The 15,647-nt window shown below is 65.2% G+C and carries 15 protein-coding genes and 1 tRNA gene; 3 read left to right on the plus strand and 13 right to left on the minus strand.

From position 1 onward, the window contains the following. Positions 1-687, plus strand: a 687-nt coding sequence (locus M4578_RS10840; RefSeq protein ID WP_258093436.1) for a hypothetical protein, incomplete at its 5' end; no start/stop codon positions are given. Positions 688-744: 57 nt separating this feature from the next. Here the strand turns inward: M4578_RS10840 and M4578_RS10845 are convergent. The 3 genes from M4578_RS10845 to M4578_RS10855 form a co-directional block, all read right to left on the minus strand. Continuing rightward, positions 745-1,992 carry a lytic murein transglycosylase gene (locus M4578_RS10845; protein ID WP_258093437.1) on the minus strand — a complete coding sequence of 416 codons (1,248 nt, stop codon included), beginning with the start codon at positions 1,990-1,992 and terminating at the stop codon, positions 745-747. A 114-nt stretch (positions 1,993-2,106) separates the two neighbouring features. After that, a complete protein-coding gene (locus M4578_RS10850) occupies positions 2,107-2,892 on the minus strand; it encodes a sulfotransferase family protein (RefSeq protein ID WP_258093438.1) in 786 nt (261 codons plus the stop codon). 24 nt (positions 2,893-2,916) lie between these two features. Then, positions 2,917-2,993 (minus strand) — tRNA-Arg (locus M4578_RS10855). A 137-nt stretch (positions 2,994-3,130) separates the two neighbouring features. Here M4578_RS10855 and M4578_RS10860 point away from each other — a divergent pair. Continuing rightward, positions 3,131-4,153, plus strand: coding sequence for a LacI family DNA-binding transcriptional regulator (locus M4578_RS10860; RefSeq protein WP_258093439.1), 1,023 nt, complete (start codon positions 3,131-3,133; stop codon positions 4,151-4,153). Positions 4,154-4,659: 506 nt separating this feature from the next. Here M4578_RS10860 and M4578_RS10865 read toward each other — a convergent pair. The 7 genes from M4578_RS10865 to M4578_RS10895 all read right to left on the minus strand — a co-directional run bounded on the left by M4578_RS10865 (position 4,660) and on the right by M4578_RS10895 (position 11,769). Further along, entirely contained in the window at positions 4,660-5,652 is a 993-nt protein-coding gene (locus M4578_RS10865; RefSeq protein ID WP_258093440.1) for an ABC transporter substrate-binding protein, read from the minus strand. A gap of 42 nt (positions 5,653-5,694) precedes the next feature. After that, positions 5,695-6,537 carry an ABC transporter permease gene (locus M4578_RS10870; RefSeq protein WP_258093441.1) on the minus strand — a complete coding sequence of 281 codons (843 nt, stop codon included), beginning with the start codon at positions 6,535-6,537 and terminating at the stop codon, positions 5,695-5,697. Next, entirely contained in the window at positions 6,537-7,397 is an 861-nt protein-coding gene (locus M4578_RS10875) for an ABC transporter permease (protein WP_258093442.1), read from the minus strand. Before M4578_RS10875 ends, M4578_RS10870 begins: the two co-directional genes overlap by 1 nt. Next, positions 7,394-7,834 (minus strand): GNAT family N-acetyltransferase, encoded by a 441-nt coding sequence (locus M4578_RS10880; protein ID WP_258093443.1) that lies wholly within the window; start codon positions 7,832-7,834, stop codon positions 7,394-7,396. Before M4578_RS10880 ends, M4578_RS10875 begins: the two co-directional genes overlap by 4 nt. 249 nt (positions 7,835-8,083) lie before the next feature. Continuing rightward, the gene (locus tag M4578_RS10885) at positions 8,084-8,887 is read right to left on the minus strand and encodes an ABC transporter ATP-binding protein (protein WP_258093444.1); all 804 of its coding nucleotides are present in this window, start codon (positions 8,885-8,887) and stop codon (positions 8,084-8,086) included. Positions 8,888-8,961: 74 nt separating this feature from the next. Further along, positions 8,962-10,416 carry a dihydropyrimidinase gene (gene hydA, locus M4578_RS10890; protein WP_258093445.1) on the minus strand — a complete coding sequence of 485 codons (1,455 nt, stop codon included), beginning with the start codon at positions 10,414-10,416 and terminating at the stop codon, positions 8,962-8,964. Between the two features lie 102 nt (positions 10,417-10,518). Continuing rightward, complete coding sequence (locus tag M4578_RS10895; RefSeq protein WP_258093446.1) at positions 10,519-11,769, minus strand: Zn-dependent hydrolase; 1,251 nt, start codon at positions 11,767-11,769, stop codon at positions 10,519-10,521. A gap of 186 nt (positions 11,770-11,955) precedes the next feature. On the opposite strand from M4578_RS10895, the gene M4578_RS10900 reads away from it, so the two are divergent. Further along, positions 11,956-12,588: a TetR family transcriptional regulator C-terminal domain-containing protein gene (locus tag M4578_RS10900; RefSeq protein WP_258093447.1), complete on the plus strand. Its 633-nt coding sequence runs from the start codon at positions 11,956-11,958 to the stop codon at positions 12,586-12,588. A gap of 6 nt (positions 12,589-12,594) precedes the next feature. Here the strand turns inward: M4578_RS10900 and M4578_RS10905 are convergent, their stop codons facing one another. The 3 genes from M4578_RS10905 to M4578_RS10915 form a co-directional block, all read right to left on the minus strand. Beyond that, positions 12,595-12,849, minus strand: coding sequence for a hypothetical protein (locus M4578_RS10905; RefSeq protein ID WP_258093448.1), 255 nt, complete (start codon positions 12,847-12,849; stop codon positions 12,595-12,597). A 59-nt stretch (positions 12,850-12,908) separates the two neighbouring features. Then, positions 12,909-14,213, minus strand: coding sequence for an NAD-dependent dihydropyrimidine dehydrogenase subunit PreA (gene preA / locus M4578_RS10910; RefSeq protein WP_258093449.1), 1,305 nt, complete (start codon positions 14,211-14,213; stop codon positions 12,909-12,911). An 85-nt stretch (positions 14,214-14,298) separates the two neighbouring features. Beyond that, positions 14,299-15,621 carry an NAD(P)-dependent oxidoreductase gene (locus M4578_RS10915; RefSeq protein WP_258093450.1) on the minus strand — a complete coding sequence of 441 codons (1,323 nt, stop codon included), beginning with the start codon at positions 15,619-15,621 and terminating at the stop codon, positions 14,299-14,301. Positions 15,622-15,647: the final 26 nt, after the last annotated feature.

The following is a 15,647-nucleotide window of genomic DNA, read 5'->3' on the forward strand; positions in this document are numbered from 1 at the left end:
GAGGATCCGGGCACGACCGATCCGGGGACCGAGGATCCTGGCACGGTCGATCCCGGCCCCACGGACCCCGGCACCGACATCGGCCTGCCCCAAATCGACGGCGCTTTCGAATTCGAGGCCACCGTCCGTTTCGACGACATCGAAGCCGGCGGCAGCCAGCGCGTCTTCGAATTCGGTGGCAATGGCGAAGACAGCATTTCCTTCGGCCAGCTCGGCCCCAGCAGCGCGGTCTATTTCGAGATCGTGCAGGGTGGTGCCACCTCCTACATCGTCGCCGAGGACGCGCTTGTCGATGGCGAGACCGCCACATGGACCGTCGGTGTCGATGAGACCGGCTTCATGTATATCGAGAAGGACGGCGTGCAGATCGCCGAGGGCGACGGCATGGTCCCCGCCGACACGCTGCGCGACTCGAACCTGATCGGCAGCTCCGACAATGGCGCGCTGACACCGCTTCTCGGCGAGGTCTCGAATGTGAGCATCACCCAGGGCGATACGGTCTGGACAGACGGGGGCGACGGCTCGGTGCCCACCTATTCGAACACGCCGCAAGCGGCGCTCGCCAGCTTTGCCCTGACCTCGGGGCCGGACGACAGCCTGCTGCTCGAAGATGCCGCCGCAGAGCTGTTGTCCGAGAGCGGCAGCCCGGATGTGTACGATCACAGCGATCCCGATTTCTTCGGCTGAGCCGAAGCGGATCATCGCGCGGCCCCGGGTTATCCCGCCCGGGGCCGCGCCTTTCGGTCAGCCGCGCCGCAGCCGCAGCAGCAGATCCCGCGACGGCACCCCCGTAACCGGCAGGCTGGCGCGCGCCTGATAGCCCTGAATCGCCGCTTCGGTCTTTTTGCCGAACACCCCGTCGGCACCGCCGGTGTCATGGCCCGCCCGGGTCAGCAGCGATTGCAACTCTTTGCGCTCGTCGATGGTAAAGCCGTATTGATCCGGCGGGAACCGGCCCCGCAACGGCCCCGCGCCGGCCAGACGATCCGCCAGATGGCCGACGCCCAGCCCGTATTTCTCGGCGTTGTTGTAACGCAGGATCACGTTGAAATTGCGGTACACCAGAAAGGCCGGGCCGCTCAGCCCCGACAGCGCCAGGATAGACCCGGTGCCGTCGGGCAGCCCGCCCCCGCCGGCCGGCCGTACCCCAAGGGCCGCCCAGTCCGACGCGGGCTTGCGCACGCCGCGCCCGGTCAACCCGCCGCCGAAGCCGTCGGGCAGGCGCACCTCCAGCCCCCAGGGCTCGCCGCGCTGCCAGCCATGGCGCGAGAGGTAATTCGCCGTCGAGGCCAAACCGTCCGTCGGGTCCTCCGACCAGATGTCGCGCCGCCCGTCGCCGCGGAAATCCACCGCATATTCCTGATAGGTCGTCGGGATGAGCTGCGAATGCCCCATCGCGCCCGCCCAGCTTCCGGTCAGCTTCGACGGCACGGTGTCGCCGCGTTGCAGGAGCCGCAGCGCCGCCATGAGCTGCGCCTCGAAGAAGGCGCCGCGCCGGCCCTCATAGGCCAGCGTCGATACCGCCGAGATCACCGGAATATCGCCCTTGCGGGTGCCAAAATTGCTTTCCATTCCCCAGATCGCCGCGACGATCTTGGGCGGCACGCCGTAGCGGGCCTCGATGTCCTGCAACAGCCCCATGTTCTGCCGCAGCTTCGCCCGCCCGTCCGCGATCTTCTGCTCCGAGGCCGCGATGGCCAGATAATCCTCGAGCGTGCGGGTGAACTCGGTCTGATTGCGGTCGCGTTCGACCACACCGGGCAGAAACCCCGCGCCGCGGAACGCCGCATCCAGCGTCGAGGCGCTGATCCCTTGCGCCATCGCGCGGCCCCGGAAAGCCGCCACCCAGGCATCGTAACCCGCATTCGGATGCGGCCTCAGGCTCGGATCCAGCCCGCTTGCGGGCGCCATGGCCCCCCCGCCCGCTCCACATCCCGACAGCAGCGCCAGCGCGCCGCCACCCATGATCATTTCCCGCCGTGTCACCTGCATCTGACCGCCTCCGTTCTTGTCGTTGCGCATAGTGTGTCGCGTCGCGGCACACTCGGCAAGACGGCTTCGGTGGCTCGGCGGAAAGCCGGCAGCCCCACCCTCTGCACGTCCCGGTCAGAAGGGCGGCTGATAGTCGAAGCGGGCGACCTCATGCGCATAGACCCGGCGCACGATTTCCACGCTCTCGTCGTCGTAATGTTCGGAGATCGGTTTGCGGTCGTTGCGAATACCGCCCTTGGCACGGATGCCCGAGATGTCCAAAGACAGCCCGATATGCCGGCCCGCCGCCGCGAGATCTTCGGCAAGGTTTTCGTAGCGGCCGACAAAATCGACCGCCAGCGCATCGCCGATCGCATAGATCTCCCAGTTCGATACCAGCGGCGGCCGGATTCCCTCGGGATCGGGCCGCGCAAGGTCGTCGAGCCGCAGCAGGTATTCCTTGAACCCCACCGGTGCCCCGCCGCAGACGTGCCGCCGCCAGTAGTAATCGGACACCGCGTGTGTCCAGGGATTCCGGACGATGCCGAATTTGAAATAGCGCGCCCATGGCTCGGGCGCATAGGCCCGGACCTCGGCCGCCTTCGCATGGGCCCCTTGCGTGAACCCGTGCCGGTTCTGGAAGTGATGCTTGGTGATCCGGTTGACCGCGTTCGGGCACAGCGCAAGGCGGCGGTGTTCACGGCTGTAGCGGAGGGATCGCTGCAACAGATACCCCGGCGCCCGAAGCGATGTCAGCACCGCCCGCAGGTTGTAGCTGCCGCCGCTGGCAATCGATTCCGGCCAGGCGCCGAGCTGGATGTCCCACGGGCCCAGATGCCTGTTGAGGCAGGCGGTCACCGAACTGCCTGCCGTCTTGCGGGAATGCACAAAGATGAACTTATGCGCGTGGCTGATGATCAAGACGAAGCCTCTGAGCGTTCGGGCTGGCGATCCCGGCAGGATTCGAACCTGCAACCTGCCCCTTAGGAGGGGGCTGCTCTATCCAGTTGAGCCACGGGACCGCACAATTCCCCCTTAGCGGCTGTTGCCTGCTTTGTCATCCGCCTGCGTGAATTTTCGGCAACCACCATACGCGGCTTGTCTGTGGCGGAATAACCGCTAACATTGCAATCATTTAAAGCGTTGAGGAGGCCCGACCGTGGCAGACGACGATCCCCGCCCGTTGACCCTAAGAGATGTTTCCGAAGCCTCCGGCGTGTCCGAGATGACCGTCAGTCGGGTCTTGCGAAACCGGGGGGACGTGTCGGAGGCCACCCGCGCCAAGGTCCTCGAAGCCGCCAAGACGCTGGGCTATGTGCCCAACAAGATCGCCGGCGCGCTGGCCAGCCAGAGGGTGAACCTCGTGGCCGTGATCATCCCCTCGATGCGCAACATGGTGTTCCCCGAGGTCATGGCCGGGATCTCGGCGGTGCTCGAGGATACCGAGCTACAGCCGGTGGTGGGCGTCACCGATTACGAGCCCGAGAAAGAAGAACGGGTGCTCTACGAGATGCTCTCCTGGCGGCCCTCGGGCGTGATCATCGCCGGGATCGAGCATACCGAGGCCGCCAAGGCGATGCTGAAGGCCAGCGGCATCCCGGTGGTCGAGATCATGGACACCGACGGCAAGCCCATCGACACCGCCGTGGGTATCTCGCACCGCCGCGCGGGCCGCGAGATGGCCAAGGCGATCCTGCGGGCCGGCTATCAGAAGATCGGCTTCCTCGGCACCAAGATGCCGCTCGATCACCGCGCCCGCAAACGCTTCGAGGGCTTCACCGAAGCGCTCGCCAAGAGCGGCGTCGAGGTCATGGATCAGGAATTCTATTCCGGCGGCTCGGCGCTGGCCAAGGGCCGCGAGATGACCCAGGCCATTCTCGAACGCGAACCCGAGCTTGATTTCCTCTATTATTCCAACGACATGATCGGCGCGGGCGGGCTGCTTTACCTGCTCGATCAGGGGCGGAACATTCCGGCGGACATCGGGCTGGCCGGGTTCAATGGCGTCGAGCTTCTGCAAGGTCTGCCGCGCAAGCTGGCCACCATGGACGCCTGCCGCGAAGAAATCGGCCGCAAGGCCGCCGAGATCATCGCCGCGCGGGTCGATAACCCGGAGGCGACCTTCGACACGGTCATCGAACTGACCCCCAAGATCGCCTACGGCGACACGCTGCGCCGCTGATCCTGTCGGCCCCGCGCTTCTCGGCCCCTCAGGGGCGGGGAAGCGCCGCGCACAGGTGGCCCACCCGGTTCCTCGCCCTTCCGAAACGCGCTCCCTCGGCCCCGCATCGCCAGGGCCGGACGGTCGTCCCGCCCTGATGCGGGACGCCGACAAACGCTTGTCATGGCCGCGTCATATCGCTGTAACACGCCGCCGCTACGAGTCGCCCCGTCCGTAACGTAATGAGTGTCCGGTCGGCGCGGCATGTCCCCAATCCCCGGCGCGCCAAAACAGATTTTATAAGTTGTTTCCATAAATGATCGGGGTGGCCCAGACCGGCCACCCCTTTTTCCTTTCCAGCCCCTCGACCCGCCGGTTGCCGGGACCGCGACATCTGCCTTCTGCTCCCCCTGCCACCATGCACAGCCCCTCGCTTACCGACCCAACGGAAAAGAGCGGGCCTCGCGGCCCGCTCTTCTGTCCTTGCAAAGCGGCGGCTCTCAGACCGTCGACCCGTCCAATACGGCTTATTTCAGCGCTTCGTCGGTGATCACATGGGTCCAGGCGGCCTCGCCCGGATCGGCGGTGATCACCGGATCGGCCCCGGCCGACAGCAGCACCTCGACGGTGCGGGTGAAATCGGCCGGATCCAGCGCGCCGTTCGACCCCGCCGTCAGTTTGGCGACCTCGCCCATCATGCGCTTCTGGTGCTTTTCGGTCTGGGCGCCGGTCTCGTCATTCTCGAGCACGATCTCGGCGGCTTCGTCCGGGTTCTCCTCAGCGTATTTCCAGCCCTTCATCGAGGCCTTCACGAAGCGGGTCAACTTTTCGACCATCTCGGGATCGGCGAGGTTGGCTTCGGTGGTGTAAAGACCGTCCTCGAGCGTCGAGATGCCCTCGTCCTCATACTTGAAGACCACCAGATCGTCCGGCGTCAGGCCCGCGTCGATCACCTGCCAATATTCGTTGTAGGTCATGGTGGTGGCGCATTCGACCTGCTTTTGCAGCAGCGGATCGACGTTGAAGTTGATCTTCTGGATGGTCACGCCGCCTTCGGAGCCATCGGTGGCATAGCCGAGTTTGGACATCCAGGAATAAAGCGGCAACTCATTGCCGAAGAACCAAGTGCCCAGCGTGTGGCCGGGGAAATCGGCGGGAGTCTCGATGCCATGCTCCTTGAGGCAGGTCAGCATGAGGCCCGAGGATTTGAACGGCTGGGCGATATTGACGATGGGCGCGCCATTCTCGCGCGCGGCCAGCGCCGAGGGCAGCCAGTCGACCATGACATCGGCCCCGCCGCCCAGCAGCACCTGCACGGGCGCGATGTCGGGGCCGCCCGGCTTGATCGTCACGTCGAGGTCTTCCTCGTCGTAAAAGCCCTTGTCCTTGGCCACGTAGTAACCGGCGAACTGCGCCTGGGTGACCCATTTGAGCTGCAACGTCAGTTCGTCGGCCGCCTGCGCCGCACCCGCGGCAAGGCTCAGCGCCGCCGCGACGGTCAGTTTGGTGATGGTTTTCATTGTTACCTCCGTGTTGATCCTGTTGTCGGTCCTGTTTGTCTCTTAGCCGTGGCCCCGCTGCGACGGGTGCCAGAAGGTCACGGCGCGCTCCAGCAGCGCCACGCCGCCGTAGAAGGCCGAGCCGGCAATCGCCGCCACCACGATTTCAGCCCAGACCAGATCGAGCGCAAGCAGCCCGACGCTGGTGGAAATCCGGAACCCCATGCCGCGGATCGGCGAGCCGAAAAATTCGGCAACGATGGCGCCGATCAGCGCCAGGGTGGTGGCGAGCTTCAACCCGTTGAAGATGAACGGCATCGCCGCCGGCAGCCGCAGTTTCAGCAGCGTCGTCCAGTAGCCGGCGGCATAGGTGCGCATCAGGTCGCGCTGCATGGAAGAGGTGTCGCGCAGCCCCTCGACGGTGTTCACCAGCATCGGGAAGAACACCATCACGACCACCACTGCCGCCTTCGACTGCCAGTCGAAGCCGAACCACATCACAAGGATCGGCGCGATGCCGATGATCGGCAGGGCGGCGACAAAATTGCCCACCGGCAGCAGGCCCCGGCGCAGGAAATCGAACCGGTCGACCACGATGGCGGTGGCGAAGGCCGCCGCACAGCCGATCACATAGCCGCTGAGCGCCCCCTTGATGACGGTCTGCACGAAATCTTCCCAGATCAGCCCGCCCGAGGCCGCCATCTTGACCGCGATGGCCGAGGGCGCCGGCAGCAGCACAGGCGAGATTCCAAAGCCGCGCACCGCGGCTTCCCAGACGAAGACGATGGTGAGGCCGAAAATGACCGGCACCGCCAACGCCGTGGCGCGGCTCCGCGCCCGACCCGCCAGCCAGACATTCAGCGCCCAGCCAAGTGCCCATGCGGCGATACCCAGCGCGACCCACATCAGCTCATCCCCATGCGTTTCAGGGTGACACGCTGGATCAGCCCGATCAGCGCCACCATGAACGCGGCCACCGCCGCCGCCATGAACAGCGCCGACCAGATCTGGATCGTCTGCCCATAATAGCTGCCCGCCAACAGCCGCGCCCCGAGCCCGGCCACGGCCCCGGTCGGCAGCTCGCCCACGATGGCGCCGACGAGGCTCGCCGCCATGGCGATCTTGAGCGAGGCGAAGAGATAGGGCATCGAGGAAGGCAGGCGCAGGCGCAGGAACTCCTGCCCCTTGGTGGCGTTCCAGGTGCGCATCTGGTCGAGCATCATCCGCGACGGCGCGCGCAGCCCCTTCACCATGCCGACCACGACCGGGAAGAAACTCAGATACATCGAGATCATCGCCTTGGGCAGAAGCCCCGAGACCCCGACCGCATTCAGCACCACGATGATCATCGGCGCGATGGCGAGGATCGGAATGGTCTGGCTGGCGATGACCCAGGGCATCACGCTCATGTCCATGACCCGCATATAGACGATCCCCACCGCAAGGGCGAAGCCCAGCGCGGTCCCCAGCGCAAAGCCCAGAAGCGTCGCCGAGAGAGTCACCCAGGCGTGGTAGACGAGGCTGCGTTTCGAGGTCACCTTCTTCTCGACCGTGGTCTTCCACAGTTCGGTGGCCACCTGATGCGGCGCCGGCAGCTTGGGCTTCTCCTGGCTCCAGGTGTCGAGCACCAGTTCGGACGCGCTCATCTCGCGATCCTGCCGCTTGGCCATGTCCAGCGCCCATTGCGCGTTCAGCCAGACCGCGGCGGCATACCAGATCGCCACGATCACGGCGACGACCGTCAGCACGGGCAGAACATGTCTCATCGGTGCCACTCCATACGCAGTTCGGGCACGGTCTCGGGCGGGTCCGGCGGGATCTCGCCCCCCACCTGAACAAACCCCTCGCGGCGGTAGAACTTCTGCGCCCGCAGGTTCGGAAGATTTGTGTGCAACCAGAGCGACTCGCGCCCGCGCTTGGCCTCGTCCATCAACGCCTTGCCGCAGCCCACGCCGGTTTTCGTGCAATAGAGCGCGCCGATCCGGCCACTGGCGGGATCGAGGGACAGATAGGCGTCGATCGGATCGCCCAGCACCCAGATCTCCCGATCCGGCAGCGCGTCGCGGAGGAACCCCTCCAGCACCTCCGGCGCATAGGCGCGCGGGAACCAGGGCGTCTCGTCGATCCAGCGGTTCAGCACGGCGGCAATGCCCGGCACATCCTCCGGGCTGGCCCGTCTCGGGGTCAGCACCGCAACGCTCATGCCAAAGCCTCCCGGCTTTCATCTTTCTCCAAATACTCACCTGCGGCGCCAGCCAAGACGTGCAGATTTTTGAGTATTTTAAGAAAGATGAAAGAGTATTCGGTTTCGATGGCGGCACGGTACAGGCTGGAGAGCCGATGACCGTGAAAGGTGAAAGGGGCGCCCGCGGCCCGAGACCATCTGCGGGGCGGTGCCGGGGGGCGGAGGGCGCCCGAGGCTCTCCGGGCCGCAGCAAAGGGGGCGGCGCGCTCAGTCATAGGCGTGCCCCGCGCGCAGCCCCTCGCGCACGCGGTGGGCGATTTCGAGGAACTCCGGCGTGTCGCGGATCTCCAGAGGCCGCTCCTGCGGCAGCGGGCTTTCGATCACATCGGTGATCCGGCCCGGGCGCGGCGACATGACCACGATCTTGGTCGAAAGATACACCGCCTCGGGAATCGAATGGGTGACGAAGCAGATGGTCTTCTGCGTCCGCGCCCAGAGCGCCAGAAGCTGCTCGTTCAGGTGGTCGCGCACGATCTCGTCCAGCGCCCCGAAAGGTTCGTCCATCAGCAGGATGTCTGCATCGAAGGCCAGCGCGCGGGCGATGGAGGCGCGCTGCTGCATGCCGCCCGAAAGCTGCCAGGGGTATTTCTTTTCGAACCCGGCCAGATCGACCAGCTCCAGCACCTCTTTCACCCGTTTGGCCTGCACGGGTCTGTCATAGCCCATGATCTCCAGCGGCAGGCGGATATTGCCGCCGATGGTGCGCCAGGGGTAAAGCCCCGCCGCCTGGAACACATAGCCATAGGCGCGCGCCTTGCGCGCCTCCTCGGGGCTGACCCCGTTGACCAGAACCGTTCCCGAGGTCGGCTGTTCCAGATCGGCCATGACCCGCAGAAAGGTGGTCTTGCCGCAGCCGGACGGGCCGATGAAGGAGACGAAATCGCCCTTCCCCACCTGCAGGTTCACATCGCGCAACGCGTGAACGGGGCCGTCATTGGTCTCGAAGGTCAAGTTCAGGTTGCTGGCTTCGATCACGGTGCGATGCGCGATCTCTGGCTCTTCTGCGGTCACGCTTGGTCTTCCTCGTTCATTTTTCGGACAGGCGCGGGAGGCCGGGGGCTTTCGCGCCCCTCGGCTGCGGGCGGTCAGACTCCGCTCGCCGGAATGCCCGAGCGCTGCACCGGGCGCGGCGCGGTCAGGTCCTTCCAGGAGGAGAGCGCCTTGTTGACGGCGCCCGAGGGTTTGCGCTTGACGAATTTGCCATGGCCTTCCTCGGGCTTCATCTCGCCCTCCATCACCGCGACGCGACCCCGGGTCAGCACGAAGCGCGGCAGGCCCTTGACCTCCTTGCCCTCGAACACGTTGTAGTCGATGGCCGATTGCTGGCTGGCAGCGCTGATGGTCTTGGATTTCTCCGGGTCGAGCACCACGATATCCGCATCCGCCCCCACGAGGATCGCGCCCTTCTGCGGGTAGCAATTGAGGATCTTGGCGATATTGGTCGAGGTCACGGCGACAAATTCGTTGGGCGTCAGCCGCCCGGTGCCGACCCCGTAGGTCCAGAGCATCGGGATCCGGTCCTCGAGCCCGCCGGTGCCGTTGGGGATCTTGGTGAAATCGCCGACGCCATAGCGTTTCTGGTCGGTGGTAAAGGCGCAATGGTCTGTGGCCACGCAGCTCAGCGAGCCGGAGGCCAGCCCATTCCACAGGCTGTCCTGATGCATCTTGTTGCGGAAGGGCGGCGACATCACGCGGCGGGCGGCATGGTCCCAGTCCTGGTTGAAATATTCGCTCTCATCCAGCGTCAGGTGCTGGATCAGCGGCTCGCCCCAGACCCGCTTGCCTTGCATCCGGGCGCGGCGGATGGCCTCGTGGCTGTCCTCGCAGCTTACATGCACCACGTAGAGCGGCACGCCGGCCATGTCGGCGATCATGATGGCGCGGTTGGTGGCCTCGCCCTCGACCTGCGGCGGCCGGGAATAGGCGTGGCCCTCGGGGCCATTGTTGCCCGCTGCCAGCAACTTGGCGGAGAGCTCGGCCACGACGTCGCCGTTCTCCGCATGCACAAGCGGGATGGCCCCCAGCTCGGCACAGCGCTGGAAGCTGGCATACATTTCGTCATCGTTCACCATCAGCGCGCCCTTGTAGGCCATGAAATGCTTGAAGGTGGTGATGCCGCGGTCTTTCACCACGGTTTCCATCTCGCGCCAGATCTTCTCCGACCAGGAGGTGATCGCCATGTGGAAGGAATAGTCGCAATGGGCGCGGGTGGATTTGTTGTCCCACATCTGCAACGCGTCGAGCAGGCCCTGATCGGGCGAGGGCAGTGCGAAATCCACCACCATGGTGGTGCCGCCGGCCAGCGCGGCGCGGGTGCCGCTCTCGAAATCGTCCGCGCTATAGGTGCCCATGAAAGGCATTTCGAGATGCGTATGCGGGTCGATCCCGCCGGGCATGACGTAGCAGCCGGTGGCATCGAGGGTTTCGTCGCCCTTCAGGTCGGGACCGATCTCGACGATCTTGCCCCCGTCCACGAGGACATCGGCCATGTAGGTCAGATCGGCGGTGACGATGGTGCCGTTCTTGAAGACGGTCGACATGCTGGCTCTCCCTGGCTTGCGCGCCCCGACGAGGCTGCGCCTTTCATCTTTCTCAAAATACTCCGGGGGTCCGGGGGCCGGCCCCCGGCGCCGCCCGTCGGATCACTCCACGATCTCCGCCGTCTCGAGCACCGCATGGAACAGAACATCCGTGCCCGCGGCGGCCCATTCCCTGGAGATTTCCTCGGCTTCGTTATGCGACAACCCGCCCACACAGGGGCACATGACCATGGTCGCCGGCGCGACCTTGGCCGCCCAGCAGGCATCGTGCCCGGCCCCCGAGATCAGGTTCATATGCGAGTAGCCCAGTTTCTCGGCCGATTTGCGCACGTTTTCGACCAGTTCGGGTGCAAAGGTCACCGGATCGAAATGTCCCACCGCCTCGACCGCGCAGCCGACGCCGATCTCGTCGCAGATCGCGGCGGCGCGCTTTTCGATCTCGGCGCGCATGCCGTCGAGCTTGTCCTGATCGGGCGAGCGGATGTCCACGGTGAACACCACCGTGCCCGGCAGCACATTGCGCGAGTTTGGTGAGAACTGCATCTGCCCCACGCCCCCAACCGCACCGGGTTGGGCGGCCATGGCCACGTCCTGCACCATCTCCAGAATGCGGGCCATGGCGAGCCCCGCGTTCACCCGCATCGCCATCGGGGTGGAGCCGGTATGCGCCTCCCTGCCGGTCAGGGTGAATTCCAGCCACCAAAGCCCCTGGCAATGGGTGACGACGCCGATATCCTTGCCTTCGGCTTCGAGGATCGGCCCCTGTTCGATATGCAGCTCGTAATAGGCGTGCATCTTGCGGGCGCCGACCTCTTCCTCGCCCTTCCAGCCGATGCGCTCGAGCTCTCCGCCATAGGTCAGCCCGTCCAGATCCTTGCGGCCATAGGCATAGTCCAGCGTGTGCACTCCGGCAAAGACGCCCGAGGCGAGCATGGCCGGCGCAAAGCGCGCGCCCTCTTCGTTGGCCCAGTTGACCACGCAGATCGGGTGTTTGGTCTTGATCCCCAGATCGTTCATCGAGCGCACGGCTTCGAGTGCGCCCAGCACCCCGAGCACCCCGTCGTATTTGCCACCGGTGGGCTGGGTATCGAGATGCGACCCCACATAGACCGGCAGCGCGTCCGGATCTGCGCCCGGGCGGGTCATGAACATGGTACCCATCCGGTCGACACCCATGCTGAGCCCGGCAGCGTCGCACCAGGCTTTGAAGAGCGCGCGCCCTTCGGCATCCGCGTCGGTCAGGGTCTGCCGGTTGTTGCCGCCCGCGACGCCCGGGCCGATCTTGGCCATCTCCATCAGGCTGTCCCACAACCGGTCGCCATTGATCCGGAGGTTCTCACCCGGTGCCGCCATCTTTCATCCCCTCTGCCGCTGGTTCTTTGCGCAGCCCCGCCGGGCTTGCGCGCGTTTTTTACCATTTGGTAAAGGCACGATTGCAACCGCTCCGGAACGAGTCAAGAATTGACTGCCCGGGACCCTGGGGCAGATGCGCAGCCCGCAGGCAGGATTGCACGAAAAACAGGCAAGGCGAAGATCCTCATGACGGAAAGCACCGCGAAAAAACCCAGCCGCATCCAGTTGCGCAATCGCAAACGGATCATGGATGCGGCACTGGACGTGTTTTCCCAGCACGGGTATCGCGGCGCGACGCTGGACCAGATCGCCGATGCGGCGGGCATGTCCAAGCCAAATCTGATCTATTATTTCGACGGCAAGGAAGCGATCCATGTGGCGCTGCTGAATGCGCTGATGGAGAAATGGCTGGCACCGCTCGCAGAGATGGGCCCCGAGGGCGAGCCCCTGGAAGAGATGCTGGGCTATATCCGGCGCAAGATGGAGATGAGCCGGGCCTATCCCCGCGAAAGCCGTCTCTTTGCGAACGAGATTCTGCAGGGCGCGCCCCGGATGCGACCGCATCTGGAAAGCCGTCTCAAGCCATTGTTCGACGAGAAATCCGCGTTGGTGCGAGGCTGGATGGACCAGGGACGGCTGGCCAGATCGGATCCGGCGCAGCTCATTCTCACGATCTGGGCGATCACGCAGCATTATGCGGATTTCGATGCGCAGGTCCGGGTTCTGGTGCCGGGCGAAGCCGAGGGCTGGACGGCGGCCAATGCGCATGTCGAGGCGATGTTCCGCAATTTGCTCACGCCAAAAGACACCGGATCTTAACCGGAATCACGGCAGGTTCGCGGCATGAGATACGAGCCGGCCCTGCGCGTTCCTGCGCCGATCAACCCCGCCTGGCAGAGACAGCTTTTCTCGGCGCAGGCCGTCCGGAAAGGCGGGATTGTCCGGCGCCGAAAACGCGATGTGCATCGTGAAATCGGATACGATGCCTTTCTTGCCGAGATCACGGCACGCGGCTTCCACTTGGTGGAATGCGGCGATCAGTACATCGTCATCTGCAATTCCGGCCAGATGCGTGTGCATTGCTAGTCCCAGAAAGTTCGTACGAATTTTCTGGGACAAAGATTTTTCGAAGAAAAATCTTACTCCGCAGCCTTCACCGCCATCGGATTGTTCGGATGGACCGTCCAATCCGCAGGCTCCGCCGGAACACTCTTGCCCGTCCGCAGATCCGTCGCGCCGGGCGCCACACGCTCCATGGTGATGCAACCCTCGATGGGGCAGACATTCACACAGAGATTGCAGGCGACGCACTCTTCGTCCTTAACCGAGAACACCCGGTCATCGGACATGGCGATCGCCTGGTGAGACGTGTCCTCGCACGCGGCATAGCAGCGCCCGCATTTGATGCAGGCCTCTTGGTCGATCTTCGCCTTGGCGATGTAGTTCAGGTTCAGATGCTGCCAGTCGCTGACATTGGGCACCGCCCGCCCGACCAGATCCGAGAGCACCATTTCCTTCTCGTCAAGGTATTGCGACAGCCCCGAGATCATCTCCTGCACCACCTTGAACCCGTAGGTCATGGCCGCCGTGCAGACCTGCACATTCCCCGCACCCAGCGCCAGAAATTCCGCCGCGTCTTTCCAGGTGGTGACCCCGCCGATTCCGGAAATCGGCAGCCCCGCCATCTCCGGCGCGCGCGCGATCTCGGACACCATGTTCAGCGCGATGGGTTTCACCGCCGGGCCGCAATAGCCGCCATGCGCGCCCTTGCCGTCGATGGTGGGCTCCGGCGCAAACAGATCCAGATCCACCGAGGTGATCGAATTGATCGTGTTGATCAGCGACACCGCATCGGCCCCGCCCGCATGCGCCGCCATCGCCGGCTTGCGGATGTCGGTGATGTTCGGCGTCAGCTTCACGATACAGGGCATGCGCGAATGCTGCTTCACCCAGCGCGTCACCATCTCGATATATTCCGGCACCTGGCCCACGGCGGAGCCCATGCCGCGCTCGCTCATCCCGTGCGGGCAGCCGAAGTTCAGTTCGACACCGTCGGCGCCAGTCTCCTCCACCAGCGGCAGGATCGCCTTCCAGGCATCCTCGGTGCAGGGCACCATCAGCGAAACCACCAGCGCCCGGTCGGGATAGTCGCGCTTCACCGATTTGATCTCGCGCAGGTTCACTTCCAGCGGGCGGTCGGTGATCAACTCGATATTGTTGAGCCCCAGCAGCCGCCGGTCGGCGCCCCAGATCGCGCCGTAGCGCGGCCCGTTCACATTGACCACCGGCGGGCCCGCTTCCCCCAGCGTCTTCCAGACGACACCGCCCCAGCCCGCCTCATAGGCACGGCGGACATTGTATTCCTTGTCCGTCGGCGGCGCAGAGGCCAGCCAGAACGGGTTGGGGGACTTGATACCAACAAAATCGCTCGTCAGATCGGCCATGGGTCTCTCCCTTTGGCTACGCGCCCCGGACCGGATCCGGGGATTCCTGTCTAGAGATCCCGGGCCGCGCCCGGGACGAGATCGCTCAGCCCATCAGGCTGGCATGCATGTCCTCGGCGGCGTCGCGGCCCTCGGCCACCGCCGTCACGGTCAGATCGTCGCCGCCGCTGGCGCAGTCGCCCCCGGCCCAGACCCCGGCCAAAGAGGTGCGGCCCGTGCCGTCCACCCCGATCTTGCGACCCACAAGCTCCGGCAGCCCCTCACCCGCCAGCGTCTGGCCGATGGCGCGAAACACCTGATCGGCGGGCAAGCGAAAGCGCTCGCCCGTAGGCGACAGATCATCGCCGGTGAATTCGAACTCGATCTCGCGCACTGCACCGTTGCCATGCACCGCCACCGGCGAGGCGCTGCAGATGATCCGCACCCCCTTGGCCGCCGCCAGCTCCTGCTCATAGACCGAGGCCGCCATGCGGTCGCGCGAACGGCGGTAGACGATGGTCACATTCAACGCGCCCAGCAGCTTGGCCTGCACCGCCGCATCCACCGCCGTCATGCCGCCGCCGATCACCACCACATCGCGCCCCACCGGCAGCGCCGCCAGATCCGACGCCTGCCGCAGCTCGGCGATGAACTCCACCGCATCCGTCACGCCGTCCTTGTCGTCACCCGCCACGCCCAGCGCGTTCACCGCGCCAAGGCCGATACCGAGGAACACCGCGTCATAGCTCTCCCGCAGCGCATCCAGCGTCACATCGCGCCCCAGTGCGACACCGCCTTGCAGCTCGATCCCACCGATCTGCATCAGCCAATCGACCTCGCGCGCCGCAAAGCCCTCCGTGCTCTTGTAAGCCGCGATGCCATATTCGTTGAGCCCGCCGGGTTTCGGCCGCGCATCCATCAGCACCACATCGTGCCCCATCATCGCCAGCCGATGCGCGCAGGACAGCCCCGCCGGCCCCGCGCCCACCACGGCGATGCGCTTTCCGGTCGGCGCGTCGCGCTCGAAAGGATGCACACCCTGCGCCATCAGACGATCCGTCGCGTAGCGCTGCAACCGCCCGATCTCGACCGGCTTGCCCTCAGCGGTCTCACGCACACAAACCTCTTCGCAAAGCGTCTCGGTCGGACAGACCCGCGCGCACATGCCGCCAAAGATGTTCTGAGACAAGATCGTCCTGGCCGCCGCCTCGGGCGTGCCCGTGGCGATCTGGCGAATGAAGAGAGGAATGTCGATTTCCGTGGGACAGGCGGTCGCACAGGGCGCGTCGTGACAGAAATAGCAGCGATCCGCCGCCACCAGCGCTTCGTGATCGTCAAGCGCAGGGTGCAGATCGCCAAACCCCGCCTCGATCGAAGCCTTGTCCATCCGCCCGGGCAGGATCCCCGGAGCCAGAGCCTTTGCGTCCATCGGTCGCCTCCCGCTGCCTTGTTCTC

The organism is Salipiger pentaromativorans (genome assembly GCF_024721115.1).
Taxonomy (GTDB): Bacteria; Pseudomonadota; Alphaproteobacteria; order Rhodobacterales; family Rhodobacteraceae; genus Salipiger; species Salipiger pentaromativorans.

Bases quoted from the DNA above. Each gene is read 5' to 3' on its own strand.
- M4578_RS10895 (WP_258093446.1), bottom strand. From the start codon at position 11,769: ATGGCGGCACCGGGTGAGAACCTCCGGATCAATGGCGACCGGTTGTGG.
- M4578_RS10900 (WP_258093447.1), top strand. From the start codon at position 11,956: ATGACGGAAAGCACCGCGAAAAAACCCAGCCGCATCCAGTTGCGCAAT.
- preA (WP_258093449.1), bottom strand. From the start codon at position 14,213: ATGGCCGATCTGACGAGCGATTTTGTTGGTATCAAGTCCCCCAACCCG.
- M4578_RS10905 (WP_258093448.1), bottom strand. From the start codon at position 12,849: ATGCACACGCATCTGGCCGGAATTGCAGATGACGATGTACTGATCGCC.
- M4578_RS10915 (WP_258093450.1), bottom strand. From the start codon at position 15,621: ATGGACGCAAAGGCTCTGGCTCCGGGGATCCTGCCCGGGCGGATGGAC.
- M4578_RS10870 (WP_258093441.1), bottom strand. From the start codon at position 6,537: ATGTGGGTCGCGCTGGGTATCGCCGCATGGGCACTTGGCTGGGCGCTG.
- hydA (WP_258093445.1), bottom strand. From the start codon at position 10,416: ATGTCGACCGTCTTCAAGAACGGCACCATCGTCACCGCCGATCTGACC.
- M4578_RS10865 (WP_258093440.1), bottom strand. From the start codon at position 5,652: ATGAAAACCATCACCAAACTGACCGTCGCGGCGGCGCTGAGCCTTGCC.
- M4578_RS10875 (WP_258093442.1), bottom strand. From the start codon at position 7,397: ATGAGACATGTTCTGCCCGTGCTGACGGTCGTCGCCGTGATCGTGGCG.
- M4578_RS10845 (WP_258093437.1), bottom strand. From the start codon at position 1,992: ATGCAGGTGACACGGCGGGAAATGATCATGGGTGGCGGCGCGCTGGCG.
- M4578_RS10880 (WP_258093443.1), bottom strand. From the start codon at position 7,834: ATGAGCGTTGCGGTGCTGACCCCGAGACGGGCCAGCCCGGAGGATGTG.